Consider the following 23,568-nt stretch of genomic DNA (forward strand, 5'->3'; position numbering starts at 1 on the left):
GTATCAGTACTCCGGATCGCGCTGGCGTGCCGGGCGTTCGGGACGCTCGGCGGGGATCTCGACCGACGACGTCCCGGTGCTCACCGTCTCCGGTTCGCGCTCGGTGGTCGTCTCCGGTCGCCCATTCTCTCGCTCCTGGCTGCCAGCTGCCTCCACGAGGGCGATCTCCTCCGCGAACCGGGCGTCCCGCTCGGCCTTGCGGGCGGCTGCCGCCTCGGCAGCGGCCCGCTCGCGCCCGCGCAACCGCCTGACCCGACCGGGCCGCTCCACGAGGCGGCCGATCCGGTCCGAGTTCACCGCGAGCAGCGGCCCGAGGATCGCCATCACGAGGACGTACAGGCCCGCGAACGCGGTGATCCGGGCCTCCAGTCCGGCGGCAGCCGAGAGCGTCGCGAGGATCAGCGCGAACTCGCCACGGTTCACCAGGATCACGGCGGTGTTGATGCCCTGCTGGACGTTGAAGCCGTTCATGCGGGCGACGAGCTGCCCTGCGACGGCGTTCAGCACGACGGTCATGCCGATGGCACCGAGCACGGGCCAGAGGACCTCGCCGAAGGTCGAGATGTCGAGGCCCAGGCCGAAGTTCACGAAGAAGAAGGCGGCGAAGACGTCACGCATGGGGAGCGCGAGCTGCTCGATCCGGTCGCGGTAGCGCGTGGCGCCGCAGAGCAGGCCGATGACGAACGCACCGATCGCGTCGGTGACACCGAGCAGGTCGCCGATGCCGCCGAACATCACGGCGAGCCCGAAGAACAGGATCGTGAACAGCTCGTCGTCGCGGGTGGCGAAGATCCTGGAGACCTGCTTGCCGCCCCAGCGCGCCAGGCTGAACATGACGACGAGGAACCCGAACGCCAGCGCGAGCTTCCCGATCACGCCCCAGAGGTTCGTGTCGCCGGAGAGCACCACCGAGACGATCGCCAGGTAGATCGCGATGAAGACGTCCTCGATGACGGTGACGCCGAGGATCATCGGGGTCTCGTCGTTGGCGAGCCGCCGGAGCTCGATGAGGAGCTTCGTCACGATCGCACTCGACGACGTCGCCGTCATCCCCGCGATGATCAGGGCTTCCCGGGTGCCCCAGCCGAGCGAGAACCCGAAGGCGAACCCCACGCCCATGTTGATCGCGACGTAGGTGCCACCGGAGACCAGGAGCTTGCCGGCGTTGCCGTAGAACTCCTCCTGGTCGAACTCCAACCCGAGGTTGAACAGCAGCAGGATCAGCCCGAAGGTGGCGATGAGCTCGATGGTGTGGGACTCGACGCTCAGCCCGATCCACGGCGTGTGCGGGCTCGCGATGAGCCCGACGATCATGTAGATCGGGATGGCGGGCAGGCCGATCAGCTTGCCGAGCCGTCCGAGGACGTAGGCGATGAGGAACAGGCCGCCGATGGTGAGCAGCTCACCACCCAGGTGCATCCCGGACTACCTTCCGGGCGGGGCCTCGGCAGCAGCAGCCGCCGCGAGCTCTCCGCTGCGGTAGAACGAGAACGCCTTCGCGACCTTCTCGGGAGCACCGGCGACGACGATGGTGTCGCCGGGGAAGACGACGAAGTCCGGGGAGGGTGCCGGGTTGGCGCTGTCGCCGCGGACGACCGCCACGACAGTCAGGCCGATGAAGCCGGAGTCGTGCAGGTCGCCCAGGGGCTTGCCGGCGATCGCGTCGTCGTAGTCGACCGAGAACCAGTCGATCGACAGGCCGGGGATCTCGTCGAGCTTGTCGAGCCCCTCGGTGATGCGGGTGCCGCCGAGCAGCTCGGCGAGGGTGTGTGCTTCGTCCTCACTGAGGCGCAGCGACACCTTCTCCGACTTGTCGGCGCCGTCCGAGACGTCCGCGAAGGAGATGAGGTCGGAGTGGCCCGACCGGTGCGTGATGACACCACACTTGCCACCGTCGTCGGTGTAGAAGCTGTGCAGCACGCCGACTCCGGGGAGTTTGACGCGGTGAACGTCGACCATGATGGCTCCCTTTTCGAGTACGCCCATGCTAACCATCGCAGCAGCCGGGCCATTCCCCCTGTGGATGAGTCCTACTCCGGTTCGGTCGTCTTCTCCCCCACGACCTGCTCGTCACTGGCGGACGCACCCTCGGCGCCGTCGCTGCGACCGCCGCCGACGACCACGTCGTCCTCGTCGAAGCCGAACGCGATGTCGGGAGCCTCGAGTCGGACGCGGTCGGCGGACTCGTCGTCGGGCTGGAGCTGCGACGCCCGCTCGGCGGCCACGCGCTTGCGGTAGTTGGCGACCTCGGCCTCGGTCTGCTCCTGGTCCCACCCGAGCACACCGGCCATCAGCCTCGCCGCAACCGGTGCTGCGGACTCGCCGCGGTCCCACGCCTCGATCGAGATGCGGGTCCGTCGGGCGAGCACGTCCTCGAGGTGCAGGGCGCCCTCGTGCGAGGCCGCGTAGACCACCTCGGCCCCGATGTAGTCGTCGGCTCCGGGCAGCGCCTCGGCGAGCGCCGGGTCCTCCTTGACGAGCTGGAGCACCTCGGTGCTGAGCGTGCCGTAGCGGTTCAGCAGGTGCTCGATGCGCACCTTGTGCAGGCCGAACGTGCGCGCGGTGCGCCCGCGCTTGTTCCAGGCCGCCGGGTAGCCTTCGGCGCCGAGGAGGGGGATGTCCTCGGTCGTGGACTCGGCGATCTTACCGTCCATCGCGGCCACGGCCTCGTCGATGGCGTCCTTGCCCATCACGCGGTAGGTGGTCCATTTGCCGCCGGCGACGACGACGAGCCCGGGAGCGGTGTGCGCGACGACGTGCTCACGGCTGAGCTTCGACGTCTGGTCGGACTCCCCCGCCAGCAGCGGACGGAGTCCGGCGTAGACACCCTCGACGTCCTCGCGGGTGAGCGGGACGCGGAGGACCTGGTTGACGTGCTCGAGGATGTAGTCGATGTCGGCCGCGGTCGCCGCCGGGTGCGCCTTGTCGAGGTACCAGTCGGTGTCCGTCGTGCCGACCAGCCAGTGCCGCCCCCACGGGATCACGAACAGCACGCTCTTCTCGGTGCGGAGGATCATGCCCATGTTCGACTGGAAGCGGTCGCGCGGGATCACGAGGTGCACGCCCTTCGACGCCCGCACCTTGAACTGCCCCCTGGTGCCGACCATCGCCTGCGTGTCGTCGGTCCAGACGCCGGTCGCGTTGACGACCTGCTTCGCGCGGATGTCGAAGCGCTCCCCGGTCTGGATGTCGTGCGCGTGCGCGCCGACGACCCGCTCGCCGACCTTGATGAAGCCCTCGATGCGGATCCGCGACGCGGCGTGTGCGCCGTAGGAGACGGCGGTGCGGACGAGCGACGAGACGTAGCGGGCGTCGTCGACCTGGGCGTCGTAGTAGGTCATCCCGCCGACGAACGCGTCCTTCTTCAACGACGGCATGGACTTCAGCACCTGCGTGCGACTGAGGTGCCGGTGGTGCGGGACGCCGGGCGGACGACCACCGGACCAGCTGAACGCGTCGTACATCGCCATGCCGATGCCGATGTAGAACCGCTCCCACACGCGGTGGTTGAGCGGGTACAGGAAGCGGACTGGCTTGACCAGGTGCGGGGCGATCCGCTGGAGCAGCAGCCCGCGTTCGATGAGGGCCTCACGCACGAGCGCGAAGTTGAGCTGCTCGAGGTACCGGATGCCACCGTGCACGAGCTTCGACGAGCGGCTCGAGGTCCCGGAACCCCAGTCCCGCGCCTCGACGATGCCGACGCTCAGGCCGCGGGTCACGGCGTCGAGCGCGCTGCCGCCGCCGACGATGCCGCCGCCGACCACGAGGACGTCGAGCTCCCGGGTCTTCATCGCCTCGATCGCGGCAGCGCGTTCGTCCGGTCCGAGCTTCGCCCGGGGGTCGAACCCCGCCGTGCCGAACGCACCCTCCGGTGCCTTCTTGCCCGAGACCGTCGTTGCCATCATCGCCTCCGCTGCCGTTGCGAGCGGCGCCGGAGGGTCACCCGACCAGTGCGGGTGCCACCGTCACTGCTGGTGGTACGGCGCCACGACCACTTCTACTCGCTGGAACTCCTTGGCGTCGGAGTACCCGGTCGTCGCCATCGAGCGGCGGAGTGCGCCGACGATGTTCGCGCGGCCGTCCCACGTCGGGGTCGGGCCGTTCAGGATCGTCTCGAGCGGGCCGATCGTGCCGACCTCGACCCGGCGGCCGCGGGGCAGCTCCGGGTGGTGTGCCTCCGCACCCCAGTGGAACCCGCCACCAGGGGCCTCGCTCGCACGCGCCAGCACGGTCCCGAGCATGACCGCGTCCGCGCCCATGGCGATCGCCTTGACGACGTCACCGGCGGTGTCGAGGCCGCCGTCGGCGATGACGTGCACGTACCGTCCGCCCGACTCGTCCATGTAGTCGCGACGGGCACCGGCGACGTCGGCGACCGCGGTGGCCATCGGCGCGTGGATGCCGAGCGCGGCACGGGTGGTGGACGCAGCTCCGCCGCCGAAGCCGACGAGCACGCCGGCCGCGCCCGTGCGCATGAGGTGCAGCGCCGCCGTGTAGGTCGAGGCGCCCCCGACGATCACGGGGACGTCGAGCTCGTAGATGAACTTCTTGAGGTTGAGCGGCTCGGTGTTCTGCGACACGTGCTCCGCCGACACGGTGGTGCCGCGGATGACGAACAGGTCGACACCGGCGTCGACGACCGTCTGCGAGAACTCCTGGGTGCGCTGCGGGCTGAGCGAGCCGGCTACGGGCACCCCGGCTGCGCGGATCTCCGCCAGGCGTGCCGTGATCAGCTCGGCCTTGACGGGCTCCGCGTAGATCTCCTGCATGCGCTTGGTGACGTTGCCGTCGGTGAGCGCCCGGATCTCGGCGTAGTAGGGCTCCGGGTCCTCGTACCGGGTCCAGAGTCCCTCGAGGTCGAGGACGCCGAGGACGCCGGCCTTGCCCATCTGGATCACGGTCGACGGGGACGCGACGGAGTCCATCGGTGCGGCGAGGATCGGCGCTTCGAAGGTGAACGCGTCGATCGACCACTGGACGTTGACGTCCTGCGGGTCACGCGTGCGGCGCGAGGGGACCACCGCGATGTCGTCGAACGCGTACGCGCGGCGTCCGCGCTTGCCAGCACCGATCTCGACTTCACTCACCCGGCAAGCCTAGCGGTGGGCTACCGCGTGCGTCGTCGGCGGAGTAGACGGAGCGTCAGGCCGAGCGCGAGCGCCAGCACGACGAGCACCACGAGCAGCGCGGCGGCGACCTTCACCAGGAGCGCGGCACCCACGAAGAGCACGACGAAGACGACCCAGACGAGCACGTCCATGGCGACCGCAGCGAACCTGTCCACGTCTCGAACGCTACCCGCACGGCGGGGCCGAGCCGAGCCTCCCGTCCGGGTGCGACGCGACCGAGCGTGAGCGAGGGGCCGTGCGGCGCATCAGCGACTTCGCACGACCCCTCTCGGTGCCGGTACCGCCCCCACAGCGGTACCGACGGCCGACACCGCTCAGCGAGCGGCGTCGGCGTCCTTGCGCGGAGACCGCACAGTGACCATCGAACCCCACTCCGTTCAACGAGCGGCGTCGACGTCCTTGCGCGGAGACCGCACAGTGACCATCGAACCCCACTCCGTTCAACGAGCGGCGTCGACGTCCTTGCGCGGAGACCGCACAGTGACCATCAAACCCCACTCCGTTCAACGAGCGGCGTCGACGTCCTTCGCGAGCGTCCCCAGGTAGAGCTCGATGACCTTCGGGTCGTCGGCGAGCTCACGCCCGGTGCCCGAGTACGCGTTCTTCCCCTGGTCGAGCACGTACCCACGATCGCAGATCTGGAGACAGCGTCGCGCGTTCTGCTCCACCATGATGATCGACACACCGGCCTTGTTGATCCGGCGGGTCCGGATGAAGGTCTCGTCCTGGCGTACCGGCGACAGTCCGGCGGAGGGCTCGTCGAGCAGCAGTACCTTCGGGTCCATCATCAGCGCCCGCGCCATCGCCACCGACTGCCGCTCACCACCGGAGAGCGACCCAGCCCGCTGGCCGCGACGCTGCCCGAGCACCGGGAACAGGTCGTAGATCACCTCGAGGCGCTCGGCGAACTTCTTCGGCCGCAGGTAGAGGCCCATCTGCAGGTTCTCCTCGATGGAGAGCGACGGGAACACGTTGTTCGTCTGCGGCACGAACCCCACGCCCGCCTGCACGAGCTTGTTCGCCTTCATGTTGGTGATGTCCTCGCCCTGCAGCGTCACCGACCCCTCGCGGACCGACACCAGGCCGAAGAGCGCCTTGAGGAGCGTGGACTTCCCCGCACCGTTCGGGCCGATGATCCCGATGAGCTCGCCCGGGTAGCAGTCCAGGTCGCAGCCGTTCAGGATGTTCACGCCCGGCAGGTACCCAGCCACCAGCCCGCTCGCCCGCATCACCGGCTCGAGCGTGGCGGTGCCGCCCGCCGTCGTGCCCGGACTGGAGGCCCGGCTCGGCTCCGCCGGGTTCGTCGCGTCGGTCATCGGGTCGCCTTCCCGTCGTCGGCGGCAGCGCTCTCAGCGCCGCCGTCTGCTCGCTGTTCGTGTGCCTGCTGCTCGTGCTCGTGTGGCTGCTCTTCCTCGGCCACCTCGTCGGCGAGCTCCTCGTACGTCTCCTCGGTGAGGAGCGAGTCGTCGCCGAGGTCGGTGTCGTGGTGTGCGCCGAGGTACGCGTCGATGACCGCCTGGTCGTCCATCACCGTGCTCGCCGGACCCTCGGCGACGACGCGGCCCTCGGCCATCACGACCACCCAGTCGGAGATGTGCCGGACCATGTGCATGTCGTGCTCGACGAAGAGCACGGTCATGCCGTCGTCGCGGAGGGACTGGATGTGCCCGAGGAGTGACTGCGTCAGCGCCGGGTTCACGCCGGCCATCGGCTCGTCGAGCATGATCATCGTCGGGTCCGACATCAGCGCCCTGGCCATCTCGAGGAGCTTCCGCTGGCCGCCGGAGAGCGAACCGGCGTAGTCGTCCTTCTTCTCGAGGAGCTTGAAGCGGGCGAGCAGGTCCTCGGCCTTCGCGGTGATCTCCCGCTCCCGCTTCCGCCAGACGGGGGCGATCAGCGCGGCGAAGAAGTTCTCCCCCGGCTGGTCCTTCGCGCCGAGCAGCATGTTCTGCATCACGGTGAGCCGCGAGAGCGCCTTGGTGAGCTGGAACGTGCGGACCATCCCGGCACGTGCGACCTTGGCCGCGCCGGTGTTGCCGAGTGTCGCGCCGTTGAAGACCCAGCTGGCGTCCTTGCCGCTCGAGGGCTTGTCGAAGCCGGTGAGCAGGTTGAAGAACGTCGTCTTGCCGGCACCGTTCGGGCCGATCAGGGCCGTGATCGACCCACGCTGGACCTCGAGGTGGTCGACGTCGACCGCGGTCATGCCGCCGAAGCGCCTGGTGATGTTGTCGACGGTGAGGATGGCGTCGGGCTTCGCAGCCCCGGGCGTGTGCGCCACCGGGGTGGCCTGTGGTTCAGACACTGAAGGTCAGCTCCTTCTTGTTCCCGAGGAGTCCCTGTGGACGGAAGACGATGAGCAGCATGAGCGCGACGCCGACGAGCACGTAGGAGAACTGCTCCGCCTGCTGCGCGTTCATGATCGAGTTGGGGATGAAGTCCCCGGCGAGGGTCCGGATCGCGAGCCGCAGCACGAAGAACAGCACGGCCCCGAGCACCGGCCCGAAGACGGTGGCCGCGCCGCCGAGGATGAGCGCCGTCCAGATGAAGAAGGTCATCGAGCGGCCCATCGCATCGGGCTGCACCGAGCTCGGCAGGACGTAGATGACCCCGGCGAGCGCACCGAGGGCACCACCGAAGACGAGCGCCTGCATCTTGTACGAGTAGACGCTCTTTCCGAGGGAGCGCACGGCGTCCTCGTCCTCGCGGATGGCCTTCACCACGCGACCCCACGGGCTCCGCATGAGCAGGAAGAGGACGAGGGTGAACAGGGCCACCAGGCCCCATCCGACGATCCGGATCCACCAGCCGTTGACGCCGTTGTTCGAGTACGTGAACCACAGGATCGTGGTCGTGCCGTCCGGCAGGAAGCTCAGCGCGTTGAACGGGTCGCGGTAGCTCGAGCCGGTGATGCCGTTCGATCCGCCGGTGGTGGTGGTCAGCAGGCTCGACCTGCCGACCATGCGGATGATCTCCGCGCCGGAGATCGTCACGATGGCCAGGTAGTCGCCGCGGAGCCGGAGCGTCGGGATGCCGAGGATCACGGCGAAGACCATCGCCACGAGCAGCGCGACGAGCACCGCCATCCCGAGGGGCAGCCCGTTCGAGATCGAGATCGCGAACCCGTAGGCACCGAGCAGCAGGAACGCGGCCTGGCCCATGTTGACCAGGCCGGTGAGCCCGAAGTGCACGTTCAGCCCGATCGCGGCGAGCGCGAACGCCGCCGTGGTGGGCGCGAGGGCCTCCTGCGTCAGTGCGCTGAGGAGGTTGACGATGTAGTCCATGACGGCGCTCCCTTAACCGATCCGCTCGGCGCGACCGAAGATGCCCTGCGGCCGGAACAGCAGGATGAGGATGAGGATGACGAGTGCGGTGGCGTACTTGAAGTCACCGGGCAGCACGAGGTTCGTGAGCTCGACGACGACGCCGATGATCATCGACCCGACGAGGGCGCCGTACGCCGTGCCGAGACCGCCGAGGGTCACCGCGGCGAACATGAGCAGGAGCAGCTGCAACCCGGTCTGCCAGTTGACGCCGTTGAGCACGAGCCCGAGCATCACGCCGGACAGTCCGGCGAGGCCGGCGGCGAGCGTCCAGACGAACCGGATCACCCGGTCGACGTCGATGCCGGACGCGGCGGCCAGCGCCGGGTTGTCCGACACCGCCCGGGTGGCCCGACCGAACCGGGTCTTCGCGAGGAACAGCCCCGTCGCGACGAGCACGACGAGCGCGATGCCCATCGCCACGTAGGACTGCACCGTCAATGTGACCCCGGCGAACGTGACGGTCGACGGGTTGCTCTGCTGGATGCGGACGGTCGAGGCGCCGAAGAAGTACTGGAACGCGTACTGCGCCGCGATGGAGAGCCCGATCGTGACGATCATCAGCTGCGTGAGGCTGATCCGTCGTCGTCGGAGGGGCCGCCAGATGAGCATGTCCTGGAAGTACCCTGTCGCCGCGCAGAGCACCACCACGACGATCCCGGACAGCCAGATGTTCCAGCCGAGCTGGTTGGCGAACACGTACGCCAGCAGACCGCCGAGGGTCACCTGCTCGCCGTGGGAGAAGCTGGAGAGCCCGGTCGTGCCGTAGATCAGCGACAGGCCGATCGACGCGAGCGCGATGAGCAGGCCGAGCCGGATCCCGGACACGAACTGTTGCCACGCCCGCGCGGCCGTCACGCTCGTGGTGTCGTCGCTCGTGGTGACGCCCTGCTGGTCGGACAGCTGGAAGATCTGTCCGGCGTTGGCGTTGAGGTTCGCCTGCACCGTGCGTTTGGCGTCCGCCGCGTTCGTCAGGAACTGGCCCTTCGGCAGGGTGTCCTGGTCGACGGTGACCGAGTACTGCCCGGCGGCCGGGACGCTGACCGACCACCGCCCGGCCGACGTGGTGGTCGACGTCGCGGTGAAGCCGCCGGGGCCGGCGACGTCGACGTCGATGCCGGAGGCCGGCTTCCGGTCGGAGTCGAGGATCGTGCCCTGGATGCAGCCGTTCGTCGGGCTGACGGTGCAGGGCTGGGTGCTGGACGGCGCGGTGCCGGTGGTCGCGCTCGCACTCGCACTCGCACTGGGTGCGGCGGTGGCTCCCTGGGCGGGGAGCGTGACGGCCCAGTCGATCAGGAAGGTCGCCAGGAAGGCCGCGACGAGCACGACGACGAGCACCAGTCGGCGACGACCTGGCGCACCGGGGCGGAATCGGCGCAGGAGCGCAGACCCCGCAGGAGTGATGGATCCCACGGAAGAGCCTCTCGTTCGGATGCCGAGGAACCTATGGCGCATTTGTGTCGCGGGTGTTTCCGAAACGTTCCCTGTGTGATTCGTTCCAAAACTGTGACCCTGTGGAGGAACGAGCACCGAGGACGGGGACGAGACCGGCGGGCCGTCGAGCCGGGCTGTGCCGGTCGGAATGGGCGGTCGGTCGCGCGCGTTAGCATGGTCCATCCGGAACCGACGCTGCGTCCGGTGTTGCCGACCACTTCACCTCGCCCACGAAGGGGACCCATGGACCAGCCGGATCCGTTCGGATTCATCGGACTCACGTACGACGACGTCATGCTCCTGCCGGGGCACACCGACGTCATCCCGAGCGAGGCGTCCACCGCGTCCCGGCTCACCAAGCGGATCTCCGTCAACGTGCCACTGCTCTCCGCAGCGATGGACACCGTCACCGAAGCCCGCATGGCCATCGCCATGGCGCGGCAGGGCGGCATCGGGATCCTGCACCGCAACCTCTCGATCGAGGACCAGGCCGCCTACGTCGACAAGGTCAAGCGCTCGGAGTCGGGCATGATCACCAACCCGGTCACCACCACGCCGGACGCGACCGTGGCCGAGGTGGACGCCATCTGCGGCCAGTTCCGGGTGTCGGGCCTGCCCGTGGTCGAGCCCGACGGTACGCTCGTCGGCATCATCACGAACCGCGACATGCGCTTCGTGGCCGCGTTCGAGCAGCAGACCACGCTCGTCCGCGACGTCATGACGAAGGCCCCGCTGATCACCGCGGCCGAGGGCATCGACCCGGAGGAAGCGGTCGCGATCTTCGCGCAGCACAAGATCGAGAAGCTGCCCCTGGTCGACGCCGACGGCAAGCTCCGCGGGCTGATCACCGTCAAGGACTTCGACAAGAGCGAGCAGTACCCGGACGCCACCAAGGACGACGAGGGCCGCCTGCGTGTCGGCGCTGCGATCGGGTTCTTCGGTGACGCCTGGGAGCGCGCGGTCGCCCTGCGCGACGCCGGGGTCGACGTGCTCGTCGTCGACACGGCGAACGGCGAGAGCGAGGGCGTGCTGGACATGGTCCGCCGCCTGAAGGCCGACGCGAGCTTCGCCGCCATCGACGTCATCGGCGGCAACGTCGCGACCCGTGCCGGTGCGCAGGCGCTCATCGACGCCGGTGTCGACGCGGTCAAGGTCGGCGTCGGACCCGGCTCGATCTGCACCACCCGCGTCGTCGCCGGGGTCGGCGTCCCGCAGGTGACCGCGGTCTACGAGGCCTCGCTCGCCGCGCGCGAAGCCGGTGTCCCGGTCATCGCCGACGGTGGTCTGCAGTACTCGGGCGACATCGCGAAGGCCCTGGTGGCCGGTGCCGACACCGTGATGCTCGGCTCCCTGCTCGCCGGCACCGACGAGTCCCCCGGCGACCTCGTGTTCGTCAACGGCAAGCAGTTCAAGGCCTACCGCGGAATGGGCTCGCTCGGCGCACTGCAGACGCGCGGCAAGAAGACCTCGTACTCGAAGGACCGCTACTTCCAGGCCGACGTCCCCTCGGACGACAAGCTGATCCCCGAGGGCATCGAGGGCCAGGTGCCGTACCGCGGGTCGGTCGGCAACGTCGTGTACCAGCTCACCGGTGGGCTCCGGCAGTCGATGTTCTACGTCGGCGGCCGCACGGTCCCCGAGCTCAAGGCCCGCGGCAAGTTCGTCCGCATCACCGCGGCGGGACTCAAGGAGTCGCACCCGCACGACGTGCAGATGGTCGTCGAGGCGCCGAACTACACGCGCTGACCCACAGCACCTCCACCGACACAGCAGCGCCGGCCCCGTGTGGGCCGGCGCTGCTGTGTCGACGGGACCGTGGGCCGGCCCCCTCGACCCGATGCATGCGTCGGGAACGGACGCCGTGCCTCCCGGGCGCGCAGCCGGACCATCCGCCGGCCGCGACGGCCGCTGCACTGCCGACGTTCCCGAACGGTTGCACAGCTTCGTCACGGCTCGGTAACGAAACGTCCAGGTTCTGATTTCGTCACACGGGCGAAACACAATGACCCTACTTTTGCTCGCATCCCACACGGAGGCGTCGCACTCGACCCGATGCGATTCCGCCTCCGTGCCGAGAAAGGGTTCCACGGATGATCAGAACCACCCGCGTCACCACGGCGCTGGCACTGGCGGGAGCGGCAGCGGTCCTGCTCGCCGCGTGCTCGACCACCAGCAGCAGCAGCGACCCGTCGTCGTCCGCGTCCGGGGCGAAGAAGGACCCGGCGTCGAGCTGCAAGGCGCCGTCGTCGCCTGGTACCGACGCGCTGAAGATCGGCACCATCCTGCCGCTCACCGGTTCGCTCGCGTACCTCAACCCGCCCGCCGAGTCCGGTGTGGGCCTCGCGGTCGAGGACATCAACGCCGCGGGCGGTGTGCTCGACAAGGACGTGTCGATCGACCCGCAGACGGACTCCGGCGACAGCACGGACATGACCGTCTCGAGCTCCGCCGCGACGAAGCTCGTGAACGCGAAGGTCCCGGTCGCGATCGGCGCCGAGTCGTCCTCGGTCACGCTCAACGTCATCGACCAGCTGACCAGCAACTGCATCGTGGAGATCTCGCCGGCGAACACGGCCACCGACCTGTCGGGCTACTCGTCGTACTACTACCGGACCGCTCCGCCGGACTCGGTGCAGGGGTCGGCGCTCGGCCAGCTCGTCACGGGTGACGGCAACGCCAAGGTCGCGTTCCTCGTCTTCAACGACACGTACGGCACGGGCCTCCGCAACTCGGTGCAGAAGGCCGTCGAGGCCTCCGGTGGCCAGGTCGTCTACGGCGGCAAGGGCAAGGGCCAGGAGTTCCCCCCTGGTCAGACCACGTTCTCGTCCGAGGTGACGGCCGCGCTCGCCACGAAGCCGGACGCGATCGTCGTCCTGGCGTTCGACGAGACGAAGTCGATCATCCCCGAGCTGAAGTCGCAGAACGCGGACATGGCGAAGATCTACATGTCCGACGGCAACACGGCCGACTACTCGAAGGACTTCGACCCGGGCACGCTGAACGGCGCGCAGGGCACGATCCCCGGTGCCTCGCCGAAGGACGAGCTCAAGCAGCGCCTGGTCGACTACTACAAGCAGTCCTCGGGCAAGGACCTGGCGGACTTCTCGTACGCCGCTGAGTCCTACGACGCCACGACGCTCGCCGCCCTCGCCGCCGTGAAGGGCAAGGGCACCGACTCCGGCACGATCCAGGCGAACATGGCCAAGGTCTCCGGCGCCGACGGTGGGACCGAGTGCTCGACGTTCAAGGACTGCAAGGCGCTCCTGGACGACGGCAAGGACATCCACTACACCGGCCCGTCGGGCATCGGCCCGTTCGACGAGAACAACGACCCGTCGACCGCCTACATCGGCATCTACAAGTTCGACGGTGACAACAAGCCCGTGTACCAGAGCGCCATCCAGGGCTCGGTCGCGAAGTAACCACACCACCACGAACGGCCCCGGCAGCACTGCTGCCGGGGCCGTTCTGCGTGCGGAGGGCAACGCTCCGTCACGCCTCGGTCAGCGCGGAACCACGGCGAGCGCGCGGGCGCGGCGCGCTGCCACGAAGGAGTCCGTGGTCAGGACCACGAGGGCGAGCCAGACGATCGCGAAGCCGATCCACCGCGAGGTGCTCATCGCCTCGTGCTGGACCGTCACGCCCACCACGAGCTGCATCACGGGCGTCAGGTACTGCGTGAGCCCCAGTGTGGACAACGACAGCCGTCGAGCCGAGGACGCGAAGAGGAGCAGCGGCACGGCCGTCGCGGGACCGGCACCGATCATGAGGAGCGCGTGCGCCCACCCCTCGGCCCCGAAGGTGACCCCGCCGCCGAGGCCGGTGACGCCGAGCACCACGAGCGCGGCGACGGCGAGCGGGGTGAGCCACATCGTCTCGACCGTCAGCCCGGACAGGGCGTCGACGGTGCCCCCGACGCGCTTCTTCACGAGGCCGTACAGTCCGAACGAGAACGCCAGCACGAGCGAGATCCACGGCATCTGCCCGTAACCGACGGCGATCACGACGACGGCGACGATGCTGATGCCGACCGCTGCCCACTGCGCCGGACGGAGTCGCTCCCGGAGGAGCACCACGCCGAGCGCGATCGTGACGAGCGGGTTGATGAAGTAGCCGAGTGCGGCCTCCACCGTGTGACCGGTCGTCGTGGCGAGCACGTACACGGTCCAGTTCACGAGGATGAGCACCGCGGCGACCGCCATCACCCCCATCACCCGCCGTCGGACGAGCAGGGCGCGGGTCCGGAGCCACGACCGGGTCACGGCGATCGCGATCGCGCAGAAGCCCAGCCCGAAGACGATCCGCCAGGCGACGATCTCGAACGCGCCGGCGGGCGCCATCGCCGTGAAGAGCAACGGCATGAGGCCCCAGAGCCCGTAGGCGACGACCGCCTGCAGGACCCCGACGGATGCTTCGCTCCTGGCCTCGCGCTCGCTCACGAACCAATGCTACGGACGCACTGGACGCGAGAGCCCGCGCCGCGAGACTCCCCGGCGGTGCGCCACCGTGTCGGGAACGACGAACGCCCCGCCAGCGGAAGCTGGCGGGGCGTTCGACGGTGGAACTGGGTTCAGTGCTCGATGACCGCGAGGACGTCGCGAGCCGAGAGGACCAGCAGGTCCTCGCCCGAGTACTTGACCTCGGTGCCGCCGTACTTCGAGTAGATGACCTTGTCGCCGACGGCGACGTCGAGCGGGACGCGGTTGCCGTTGTCGTCGATGCGACCCGGACCCACGGCCACGACCTCGCCCTCCTGCGGCTTCTCCTTCGCGGTGTCCGGGATGACGAGACCGGAAGCGGTGGTCTGCTCCGCTTCGACCTGACGGATGACGATGCGATCTTCGAGCGGCTTGATGGTGACGGCCACGGTGACCTCTTCTTTCTCGGTACTGACTCGGTACAGATGAAAACCGGTTGGCACTACGCACACGAGAGTGCCAGGTCCAACTGTAGGGCGCTGCTGGCACTCGGTCAATCCGAGTGCCAGCACGTCCGATGATGCCAGGATCGTCTCATGGACGCAGCCGATCTCGCCGAGCTCTTGACCCCGGACGGCATGGCGCTGCTCGATCGCACACCGGGCGTCTCCGACGACGGCGAGATCGTCCGCGTGGTGTCCCGGCTCCGCGCCGAGGGACACGCACCCGGGCTCGTCGCCGCCGTGCTGACGCAGGCGAGGCTCCGGCAGAAGGCCCGCGCGAAGTTCGGCGACTTCGCCGGGCGGATGCTCTTCACCGAGGCCGGCCTGGAGCAGGCGACGCGCCTGTCGGTGGCCGCACAGCACGCGGGTCGGTTCGCCGCGGCCGGGTTGCACCGCGTCGCGGACCTCGGCTGCGGGATCGGCGGGGACGCGATGGCGATGGCGGCGCTCGACCTCGACGTGACGGCGGTGGACCGCGACGAGGTGACAGCGGCGGTCGCGACCCACAACCTCGCACCGTGGCCGGACGCGCGCGTGGAGCTCGGCGATGCAGCGACGTTCGACCTCTCCCGTGTCGACGGCGTCTGGATGGACCCGGCGCGGCGGACGGCGGGTCACGCGAACACGCGTCGTCTGTCCGACCCCGACGACTGGTCACCGTCGCTCGACACCGTGTTCGCCGCCGCGACGACGACGCCGACCGGGGTGAAGCTCGGTCCGGGGATCGACCGCGACCTGATCCCGGACACCGCGGAGGCGCAGTGGACCTCAGTCGACCGCGAGGTCGTGGAGCTCGCCCTCTGGTTCGGCCCGCTCGCGCGTCCCGGCGTCACCCGCGCGGCGACCGTCATCGGTGCACACGGCATCGCCGAGCTGACCGCCCCCGGCGACACCGAGGACGAACCCGTCGGGCCGATCGACGAGTACCTCTACGAGCCGGACGGCGCCGTCATCCGTGCACGGTTGATCGGCGACCTCGCGCGGTCGATCGGCGGCCACATGCTCTCCGACGGCATCGCCTACGTGACGTCCGCGCGGGCGGTGACCACGCCGTTCGCGCAGGGCTTCCGGGTGCTCGACACGATGCCGCTCGACGTGAAGCAGATCGCGGCACGCCTGGCCTCGGACGGCGTCGGCACCGTGGAGATCAAGAAGCGCGGGGTCGACGTCGACCCCGCGCAGTTCCGGAAGCGCCTGCGACTCCGGGGCGGGACCGGCCGCATGACGCTCGTGCTCACGCGGCTCGAGGGGCGGCACACGGCCGTCCTCTGCGAGCGGCTCGTCTGACGCCCATCAACCGCCGGACCGTGCCCTCGTCTGACGCCGAACACCCGCCGACCGCGCCCTCGCCGAGCCGCACACGCGGAAGCGCCGCGGCCGCCACGAGGAACGTGGCGGCCGCGGCGCCGGACCTGCTGACGGCGCTCAGCCGATGAACGCCCCCGTGTTGCCGGAGTCGTACGACCCGTCGTCGTAGTAGCCGTCGCCGGCGTGCCCGACGACGGCGACGAGGAGCACGATCCAGGCGATCCACACCGCCGTCATGACCCACCCGGCGATGATGCCGGTCAGGGCGAGCCCACGGCCCTGCTCACCGCTGCGCTTGATCCTGCCGAGCGCCAGGTGGCCGAGGACCGCGCCGGCAGGGCCGAGCAGGATCGCCATGAAGAACAGCGGGACGGCGCCGAGGCCGAACACGATCGACAGGATCGCGAGGAGGTTGGTCTTCGGGCGCTGCGCGTACGGCTGGTACCCCGAGCCGTACGCCCCGGGCGCTGCGTAGGGGTTCGCGGAGGGCGCGGCGTATGAGTTCTGAGGCGCGCCGTACTGCGGCTGCTGCCCGTACTGGGTCTGCCCGCCGTACTGCGGCTGCTGGCCGTACTGCTGCTGCTGCCCGTACTGGGCCTGCTGGCCGTACTGCTGCCCGTACTGCGCCTGCCCGCCGTACTGCGGCTGCTGGCCGTACTGCGGCTGCCCACCGGGCTGCGACGCCCCGTACGGGTTCGGCTGCTGCCCGCCGGACTGCTGCCCGCCGGACTGCTGCGCACCGGACTGCTGCGCACCGTACGGATTCGGCTGCCCGTACGGGTTCGGCTGCTGCGGGGTGTCCTGCCCGTACCCGCCCGGCTCCGCGACGGACCCGGGAGCGGGAGCGGGCGTCGACGCGATCGGCTCGTGCGAGTCCGGCTGCTGCTCGCCCGGCTTCTGCCACTGGTTCTGATCGGACACGGTGCACCCCTCCCGACGACCCGTGCGGCCGTCGGGATCGATCCTCCCACAAGCGCGGGAACCCGGGTTCAGACCTGGACGGTCGTCACCGGCAGGGTCGAGTCCGCGGCGATGCCGAGGTCGCTCGGGGCGTGTCCCTCGGCGACGAGTCGCGCACCGACCGCGGCGATCATCGCCCCGTTGTCGGTGCAGAGGTCGAACGGCGGGATCCGGAGTTCCACCCCGGCTGCGGCGCAGTGCTCGGTGGCGACCGCGCGGAGCCGGGCGTTGGCCACGACGCCGCCGCCGAGCAGCAGCCGGTCGACGCCGGTGTCCCGACAGGCGGCCAGCGCCTTCGTCAGCAGCACGTCCACGACGGCCTCGCGGAACGAGGCGGCGACGTCGGCGACCGGGACCTCGCGCCCCTCGTCACGGCAGCGCTCGACCCAGCGCGCCACGGAGGTCTTCAGGCCGGAGAACGAGAAGTCGTAGCGGTGCGCTGCCATGTCCTTGGGCAGGGTCAGGCCGCGCGGGAACCGGATCGCGGTCGGGTCGCCCTCGGCCGCGGCTCGGTCGATCTGCGGTCCGCCCGGGTACGGCAGCCCGAGCAGCCGTGCGACCTTGTCGAACGCCTCGCCGGCGGCGTCGTCGATCGTCTCGCCGAGGAGCTCGACGTCCCCCACCAGGTCACGGACGAGGAGCAGCGACGTGTGGCCGCCGGAGACCAGGAGCGCCACGGTCGGCAGCGCGATCGCAGTGCCGTCCGCGCGCAGGACGTCCGCGCCGACGTGGCCGACGAGGTGGTTGACGCCGTAGAGCGGCTTGCCGGTCGCGACGGCGAGTGCCTTCGCGGCCCCGACGCCGACCATGAGCGCTCCGGCGAGCCCGGGTCCGGCGGTCACGGCGACGGCGTCGAGCTCGTCGAGGGTCACCCCGGCCTCGTCGAGTGCCCGGGTCAGCGTCGGGGTCATCGCCTCGAGGTGGGCGCGCGCGGCGACCTCGGGGACGACGCCGCCGTAGCGCGCGTGCTCGTCCATGCTCGACGCGATGACGTTGGCGAGCAGCGTGGTCCCCCGCACGATGCCCACGCCGGTCTCGTCACAGCTGGTCTCGATGCCGAGCACCAGCGGTTCAGCTGCGGTCATCGACGGCCTCCTGCCCGATCGGTCCTGGTCCCGGTGTCGAGGGCGCGAGCGGCAGGCGCATCACCCACGCGTCGACACCGTCCGGCTGGTAGTACCGCGGACGGACCGCGATCTGCTCGAAGCCCGCGGCGGTGTACATCGCCTGGGCGACGGGGTTGTCGGCGCGGACCTCGAGGAACACCTCGTCCACCGCGCGGCGGCGGGCCTCGTCGAGCAGCTCGGTGAAGAGCACCCGCCCGATCCCCTGCCCGCGGTGGTCGGCCGCGACCGCGATCGTCTGTACGTCGGCGACCGGGTTGCCCGGCAGCGAGGAGAGCCCCGCGTACCCGACGACCGTCGGCGCACCGTGCTCGGTGGTCTCCACGACCACGTAGTACCCGTGCGGCGAGTACAGCTCGCCGGCCATCTGCGACGCCGACCACGCGTCGGTCGGGAACGAGGCGTGCTCGAGCCACATCACGTCGTCGAGGTCCTGCGGGACCGCGCGCCGCAGGCGCAGCCCGTCGGGCAGGGTCACCGCGCCACCCGCTTCGGCGCGCCGGGCACGGTGACGTCGGGGTCGCGGAGGTAGAGGGGGGTGTCGTCGGCGAAGGGCGCGCCGGAGGCGAGCCGGTCCGCGGCGAGCGCGCCGAGCCTCCGGGCCGGGATCGTGGCGGCCGTGACCCGCCGTTCGGCACGGGAGGCTCCGAGCACCTCGTCGAGGTCCGCCGGCTTCGCGAGTCCGGGGCCCGCGGTGCGCGCGCCGGTCTCGTCGTACACGGTCCAGTAGACCTCGCGGCGGCGCGCGTCGGTCAGGACGACGACACCGCCGGTCTCACCGGCGGCGACGGCGTCGTGGCTGACGAGCGGCAGGAACGGCACGCCACGTGCCGCGGCGAACGTGCGCGCGGCGGCGATGCCGACGCGGAGGCCGGTGAACGGTCCCGGCCCCATGCCGGCGACGACGCCCGTGACCTCGGACGCGGTGATGCCGGCCTCGTCGAGGACGCCCTGCAGGAAGGGTCCGATGACCTCGGCGTGCCGTCGGGTGTCCTCGGTGGAACGGTCGGCGAGCAACTGCCGCGTCGCCGGGTCGACGACGGCGACGCTCGTTCCGGCGGACGTGTCGATGGCGAGGAGCACCCGTCCATCGTAGGTGTCCTGGTGCGCCGCGGTGCGCGGCCTCAGAGCCGCGGGTCGACCGGCTCCGACTCCATCGCGAGCACGGCGAACACCGGCTGGTGCACGCGCCAGAGCGGCTCACGGGCGACGAAACGCTCGAGGGACTCCAGGCCGAGGGCGTACTCCCGCAGCGCCATGGAGCGCTTGTGACCGAGCTGCCGGTCCTTGAGCCGCGCCAGGTTCGCGGGCTCGGTGTACTCGGGGCCGTAGATGATGCGGAGGTACTCGCGGCCGCGGACCTTCACCCCGGGCTGGGCCAGTCCGGCCGGGCCGCGCACGAGCCCCGCCTCGGGCTTGACGACGGCGCCCTCCCCGCCGGCCGCGGTGAGGTCCTGCCACCACGCGGTCCCGGCGGCGACGGACTCCTCGTCCCGCACGTCGACGAGGAGCGAGCGGGTCGGGTGGACGACGTCCGGGCTGGCGGCGGCGAGCCGTGCGGCGACGTCCATGTGCCAGGCGTGCGGCTCGGCGGTGAACGTCCGGCCCTCGGCGGCGAGCACCTGGAACGGTGCGAACCGGACGTCGGCGATGCTCGCCGCCGGTGTCGCGTAGCGGCGGTACGACGCCACGTAGGCGTCCGCGTCCGCCGCACGACGCTCGGTGCGCTCGAGCAGCGCCCCGACGTCCACACCGCGGCCGCGAGCGCGGGCGAGGGCGTCGAGGGCGTTGGGGAACGCCCCGGCTGCGGCGGCTCCGACCTCGGCGTACCAGTCGCGGATCATCGACTCGGCCTTGACCGCCCACGGCAGGACCTCGCCGTCGAGCAGCACCCAGTCGGAGTCGAGCTCGGCCCAGACGCCGGCACGCTCGAGCGCACCGTCGAGGGCACCGAGGAACGTCGCGGTGTCGGCGGTGTCGAAGAACGACCGACCCGTGCGCGTGTACAGGACGCCACGCCACCCGGCGGGCGCACCGAAGCGCTCGGGGTCGCGGGCGAGCAGCACGGTGCCGCGGGAGCCCATGTGCTTCTCCTCCATCCGCACCCGGTCGACGCCTGCCTTCCGGTAGGCGGCGAAGGCGTCCTCCGGGTGTTCGAGGTGGTCCGGGCGCGACGACGACGACACCGGGCTCATGGTCGGCGGCAGGTACGGCAGCCAGCGGGGGTCGATGGCGAAGCGGCTCATCACCTCGAGGGCGCCAGCGGCGTTCTCGCTGCGGACGGCGACGCGGCCGTGGTGCCGGGTCTCGACGACCTGTCGGCCGGTCACGTCCGAGACCGCGAGCAGCCCGGGGACGCGACGGGGCGTGGCGGTGCCGGCCACGGGCCTCCCGTCCGCCATCGCCGGCGCGGCAGCCGGACCGTCGGACGCGGCAACGCGCTCCGCCCGGAGCGGCTCCAGCGGCTTCGCCGGTGCGTAGTGCTCGCGCTCCGCGGGCACCTGGACGACCTCGCGCTCCGGCCAGCGCAGTGCGGAGAGCTTGCCCCCGAACACGCATCCGGTGTCGAGGCACATGGTGTCGTTGATCCACTCGGTGTCGACGGTCGGCGTGTGGCCGTAGAGCACCGTCGCGGAACCCCGGTACGAGTCGGCCCACGGCAGGCGCACCGGCAGCCCGTACTCGTCGCTCTCACCGGTGGTCTCGCCGTAGAGCGCGAACGAGCGCACGCGGCCCGACGCCCGCCCCTGGTAGGCCTCGAGCATGCCGGCGTGCGCGACGACGAGTGCGCCGCCGTCCAGGACGAGGTGGCCGACGAGCCCGCGGCAGAACTCGCGCACCTCCGCACGGAAGTCGTCGGACTCCGCCGCGAGCTGGGTCAGCGTCTCGGCGAGCCCATGCGACGTCTGCACCTTCCGCCCGTCCAGCGCACGCACGAGCTTGTCCTCGTGGTTCCCGGGCACGGCGAGTGCGTGGCCCGCGCGCACCATGCCCATCACGAGCCGGAGGACGCCCGGGGTGTCCGGCCCCCGATCCACCAGGTCGCCGAGGAAGACCGCCCGACGACCGTCCGGGTGGGTGGCGTCGACCGGTCGTCCGAGGTCGTCACGGACGACGTCCCAGCCGAGCCGACCGAGCAGGGACTCGAGCTCGGAACGGCAGCCGTGGACGTCGCCGATCACGTCGAACGGCCCGAGCTCGTCGCGACGGTCGTTCAGGAGCGGCTCGCGGACGACCGTCGCCGCGGCGACCTCGTCCTCGCCCCGGAGGACGTGCACGCGCCGGAAGCCCTCCTTGCCGAGGGCCCGCAGCGAGCGACGGAGCTGCCCGTGCTGCCGCCGGACGACCGCGGCGCCCACGTCACGGCGCTCGCGGACCGCGTTGCGCGCGATGCAGACGTCCTCGGGCAGGTCGAACACGACGGCGACCGGCAGGACGTCGTGGTCCCGCGCCGTCCTGACCCAGGCTCGTCGGGCGTCGGGCTGGACGTTCGTGGCGTCGACCACCGTCAGGAGTCCGGCGCGCAGCCGCTTCTCGACGACGTACCGCAGCGCGTCGAAGGCCGCCGGCGTCGCGGACTGGTCCTCCTCGTCGTTCGACACCAGCCCACGGAAGAAGTCGCTCGACAGCGTCTCGAACGGCGCGAAGTGCTGCGCCGCGAACGTCGACTTGCCGGATCCGCTGACGCCGACGAGGAGCACCAGGGACATGTCGGCGATGCGCAGGACGCTCATGCGGAGGCCTCTCGGGTCGGGGCGACGGCGGTCCGGCGGAACAGGGCGAGCTGGGTGGGCGGACCGACCTCGGGGTCGTCGTCCCCCACCGGGCGGAACTCGACGGTGTAGCCGTGCCGGTCGCCGACGGCCGTCGCCCATGTGCGGAACTCCGCGCGCGTCCACTCGAAGCGGTGGTCCTGGTGGCGGAAGCGGCCGGCCGGGAGGTGCTCGAAGCGCACGTTGTGCTCGGCGTTCGGGGTCGTCACGACGGCTGCTCGTGGTCGTGCGGCCTGGAACACCGACGCCTCGAGCGACGGGAGCCGCTCCGGGTCGACGTGTTCGACGACCTCCATGAGGACCACCGCGTCGAGCCCGGCGATCCGGTCGTCGGAGTAGGTCACCGAGGACTGCAGCAGCTGCACCCTGGCGCGCTTGGCGTCGCTGGCCTCGTCGAGGTGCAGGCGCCGCTCGGCGCGTTCGAGTTCGCGGGGGGCGACGTCCGTGCCGATGACCGTCGTGTACCGCTCGTCGACGAGCAGGCGCGCGAGCAGTGCCCCTTCGCCGCATCCGACGTCGGCGACCGTGCGGGCGTCGACGTCGCGCAGGGCGGTGAGGACCGCGTCGGCGCGACGGCGGTACAGCGGCGTGGGGGTCGGCGTGGCGGCAGCTGCGGCCGCGGCGCCGTCCGGGCTTCCGGCCGGGCTTCCGGCCGGGCTTCCGGCCGGGCTTCCGTCCGGACTGGAGGCTCGGGTCGTCTCCTGCGGCTCGGCTGCGGTGATGCGCGCGGTCGCGTCCTCGATCAACTCGCGCTGGTGCGCGAGCGACCTGGTGGTGATGAGCTCGCGGAGCGGGTGCTCGTGCAGCCACCCGGCGCCGCGCCGCAGCAGCTTGCCGACCTCGTCGTCGCCGACCCAGTAGTGCTTCGCGTCGTCGAGCACGGGGAGCAGCACCGTGAGCTGCCGCAGGGCGTCACCGAGGCGGACCGAGCCGCGGAGGCGCAGCCCGACCGTCGCTGCCCCGCCCCACTCCGGACGCGTCGTGTCGAGCGGCGGCCGGGACTCCTCGACGTCCCACCCCAGCGGCGCGAAGAGCCGTGTGGCGAGGCCGGTCCCCGTGCCGTCGGGCTCGCTCGGCACCGACGTCAGGGTGATCTCGAGGTCGATCGGCGCCGCGGCGCGCTCCGGTCGGGACTCGCTCCGTCCGGCCATCGCACTGCGGAAGACCTGCCCGATCGCGACCGCCAGCATCGAGGTCGACGCGTAGGGACGGTCGTTGACGTAGCGGGACAGGGCCTGCGCGTCGGCACCGTAGCGCTTGCTCCGTGCGAGCGCGACGGCGTCGACCTCGAGCAGCAGCGCGACGGTGCAGACCTCGCCGTCGTCCTCCGGGTAGAACACGTGCGCGGTGCCGACGGTGAGGTCGAACTCCTGCGCCCGGCCCGGGTGCTTGTGCAGCAGGAACGACAGGTCGGGTGCGGCGACGCCCCGTGTCGACAGGGTGAGGATCACTGGGGCTGCCTCTCGGGCTCGGGCGACGCATCCGGCGGGTGTCCGCCGACGGCCCGGCGGAGCGGGCAGGAGGACGAGCCTAGCGCCGGTGTCCGGAGCGGACCAGGCCCTCCGACTGGGGGGAGCACCGGGCTGTCGGGCGGCCCGC

20 protein-coding genes are annotated in these 23,568 nt (G+C 70.8%); 3 read left to right on the plus strand and 17 right to left on the minus strand.

Features of this window, described 5'->3' with window-relative positions:
• Positions 1-3 precede the first annotated feature (3 nt).
• From FS641_RS04290 to FS641_RS04325, 9 genes are all read right to left on the minus strand, one after another.
• Positions 4-1,419, minus strand: coding sequence for a cation:proton antiporter (locus FS641_RS04290; protein ID WP_144760465.1), 1,416 nt, complete (start codon positions 1,417-1,419; stop codon positions 4-6).
• Between the two features lie 6 nt (positions 1,420-1,425).
• The gene (locus FS641_RS04295) at positions 1,426-1,959 is read right to left on the minus strand and encodes a cation:proton antiporter regulatory subunit (RefSeq protein WP_144760467.1); all 534 of its coding nucleotides are present in this window, start codon (positions 1,957-1,959) and stop codon (positions 1,426-1,428) included.
• A 71-nt stretch (positions 1,960-2,030) separates the two neighbouring features.
• The gene (locus FS641_RS04300; RefSeq protein ID WP_260855705.1) at positions 2,031-3,791 is read right to left on the minus strand and encodes a glycerol-3-phosphate dehydrogenase/oxidase; all 1,761 of its coding nucleotides are present in this window, start codon (positions 3,789-3,791) and stop codon (positions 2,031-2,033) included.
• A 174-nt stretch (positions 3,792-3,965) separates the two neighbouring features.
• Positions 3,966-5,087 carry a GuaB3 family IMP dehydrogenase-related protein gene (locus tag FS641_RS04305; RefSeq protein WP_144760473.1) on the minus strand — a complete coding sequence of 374 codons (1,122 nt, stop codon included), beginning with the start codon at positions 5,085-5,087 and terminating at the stop codon, positions 3,966-3,968.
• A 20-nt stretch (positions 5,088-5,107) separates the two neighbouring features.
• Complete coding sequence (locus tag FS641_RS17925) at positions 5,108-5,284, minus strand: hypothetical protein (protein ID WP_186317572.1); 177 nt, start codon at positions 5,282-5,284, stop codon at positions 5,108-5,110.
• A gap of 348 nt (positions 5,285-5,632) precedes the next feature.
• Positions 5,633-6,358, minus strand: a complete 726-nt coding sequence (locus FS641_RS04310) for an ABC transporter ATP-binding protein (protein WP_260855706.1) — start codon at positions 6,356-6,358, stop codon at positions 5,633-5,635.
• Positions 6,359-6,441: 83 nt separating this feature from the next.
• Positions 6,442-7,431, minus strand: coding sequence for an ABC transporter ATP-binding protein (locus tag FS641_RS04315; protein ID WP_260855681.1), 990 nt, complete (start codon positions 7,429-7,431; stop codon positions 6,442-6,444).
• Complete coding sequence (locus FS641_RS04320) at positions 7,424-8,410, minus strand: branched-chain amino acid ABC transporter permease (RefSeq protein WP_144760479.1); 987 nt, start codon at positions 8,408-8,410, stop codon at positions 7,424-7,426. The genes FS641_RS04315 and FS641_RS04320 overlap by 8 nt, the downstream gene beginning before the upstream one ends.
• Before the next feature lie 12 nt (positions 8,411-8,422).
• Entirely contained in the window at positions 8,423-9,862 is a 1,440-nt protein-coding gene (locus FS641_RS04325; RefSeq protein ID WP_260855682.1) for a branched-chain amino acid ABC transporter permease, read from the minus strand.
• Between the two features lie 264 nt (positions 9,863-10,126).
• On the opposite strand from FS641_RS04325, the gene guaB reads away from it, so the two are divergent.
• Positions 10,127-11,629 carry an IMP dehydrogenase gene (gene guaB / locus FS641_RS04330; RefSeq protein WP_144760485.1) on the plus strand — a complete coding sequence of 501 codons (1,503 nt, stop codon included), beginning with the start codon at positions 10,127-10,129 and terminating at the stop codon, positions 11,627-11,629.
• Between the two features lie 344 nt (positions 11,630-11,973).
• Entirely contained in the window at positions 11,974-13,305 is a 1,332-nt protein-coding gene (locus FS641_RS04335; RefSeq protein WP_144760488.1) for an ABC transporter substrate-binding protein, read from the plus strand.
• 81 nt (positions 13,306-13,386) lie between these two features.
• On the opposite strand, the gene rarD is transcribed toward FS641_RS04335, so the two are convergent.
• Both rarD and groES read right to left on the minus strand, forming a co-directional pair.
• Positions 13,387-14,322 carry an EamA family transporter RarD gene (rarD, locus tag FS641_RS04340; protein WP_260855683.1) on the minus strand — a complete coding sequence of 312 codons (936 nt, stop codon included), beginning with the start codon at positions 14,320-14,322 and terminating at the stop codon, positions 13,387-13,389.
• A gap of 131 nt (positions 14,323-14,453) precedes the next feature.
• Positions 14,454-14,750 carry a co-chaperone GroES gene (groES, locus tag FS641_RS04345; RefSeq protein WP_056121496.1) on the minus strand — a complete coding sequence of 99 codons (297 nt, stop codon included), beginning with the start codon at positions 14,748-14,750 and terminating at the stop codon, positions 14,454-14,456.
• A gap of 147 nt (positions 14,751-14,897) precedes the next feature.
• On the opposite strand from groES, the gene FS641_RS04350 reads away from it, so the two are divergent.
• Positions 14,898-16,091 carry a class I SAM-dependent methyltransferase gene (locus FS641_RS04350; RefSeq protein WP_144760492.1) on the plus strand — a complete coding sequence of 398 codons (1,194 nt, stop codon included), beginning with the start codon at positions 14,898-14,900 and terminating at the stop codon, positions 16,089-16,091.
• 138 nt (positions 16,092-16,229) lie between these two features.
• Here the strand turns inward: FS641_RS04350 and FS641_RS04355 are convergent, their stop codons facing one another.
• The 6 genes from FS641_RS04355 to FS641_RS04380 form a co-directional block, all read right to left on the minus strand.
• Positions 16,230-17,033 carry a DUF4190 domain-containing protein gene (locus FS641_RS04355; protein ID WP_144760495.1) on the minus strand — a complete coding sequence of 268 codons (804 nt, stop codon included), beginning with the start codon at positions 17,031-17,033 and terminating at the stop codon, positions 16,230-16,232.
• A 68-nt stretch (positions 17,034-17,101) separates the two neighbouring features.
• A complete protein-coding gene (tsaD, locus tag FS641_RS04360; protein ID WP_144760498.1) occupies positions 17,102-18,157 on the minus strand; it encodes a tRNA (adenosine(37)-N6)-threonylcarbamoyltransferase complex transferase subunit TsaD in 1,056 nt (351 codons plus the stop codon).
• The gene (rimI, locus tag FS641_RS04365) at positions 18,144-18,674 is read right to left on the minus strand and encodes a ribosomal protein S18-alanine N-acetyltransferase (RefSeq protein WP_186317573.1); all 531 of its coding nucleotides are present in this window, start codon (positions 18,672-18,674) and stop codon (positions 18,144-18,146) included. Before rimI ends, tsaD begins: the two co-directional genes overlap by 14 nt.
• Positions 18,671-19,279 (minus strand): tRNA (adenosine(37)-N6)-threonylcarbamoyltransferase complex dimerization subunit type 1 TsaB, encoded by a 609-nt coding sequence (gene tsaB / locus FS641_RS04370; RefSeq protein WP_144760502.1) that lies wholly within the window; start codon positions 19,277-19,279, stop codon positions 18,671-18,673. The genes rimI and tsaB overlap by 4 nt, the downstream gene beginning before the upstream one ends.
• A 41-nt stretch (positions 19,280-19,320) precedes the next feature.
• Positions 19,321-21,930 (minus strand): polynucleotide kinase-phosphatase, encoded by a 2,610-nt coding sequence (locus tag FS641_RS04375; protein ID WP_144760505.1) that lies wholly within the window; start codon positions 21,928-21,930, stop codon positions 19,321-19,323.
• Positions 21,927-23,420, minus strand: coding sequence for a 3' terminal RNA ribose 2'-O-methyltransferase Hen1 (locus tag FS641_RS04380; RefSeq protein WP_144760508.1), 1,494 nt, complete (start codon positions 23,418-23,420; stop codon positions 21,927-21,929). Before FS641_RS04380 ends, FS641_RS04375 begins: the two co-directional genes overlap by 4 nt.
• Positions 23,421-23,568: the final 148 nt, after the last annotated feature.

The sequence above is a fragment of the Curtobacterium sp. 9128 genome (genome assembly GCF_007673775.1).
GTDB lineage: Bacteria > Actinomycetota > Actinomycetes > Actinomycetales > Microbacteriaceae > Curtobacterium.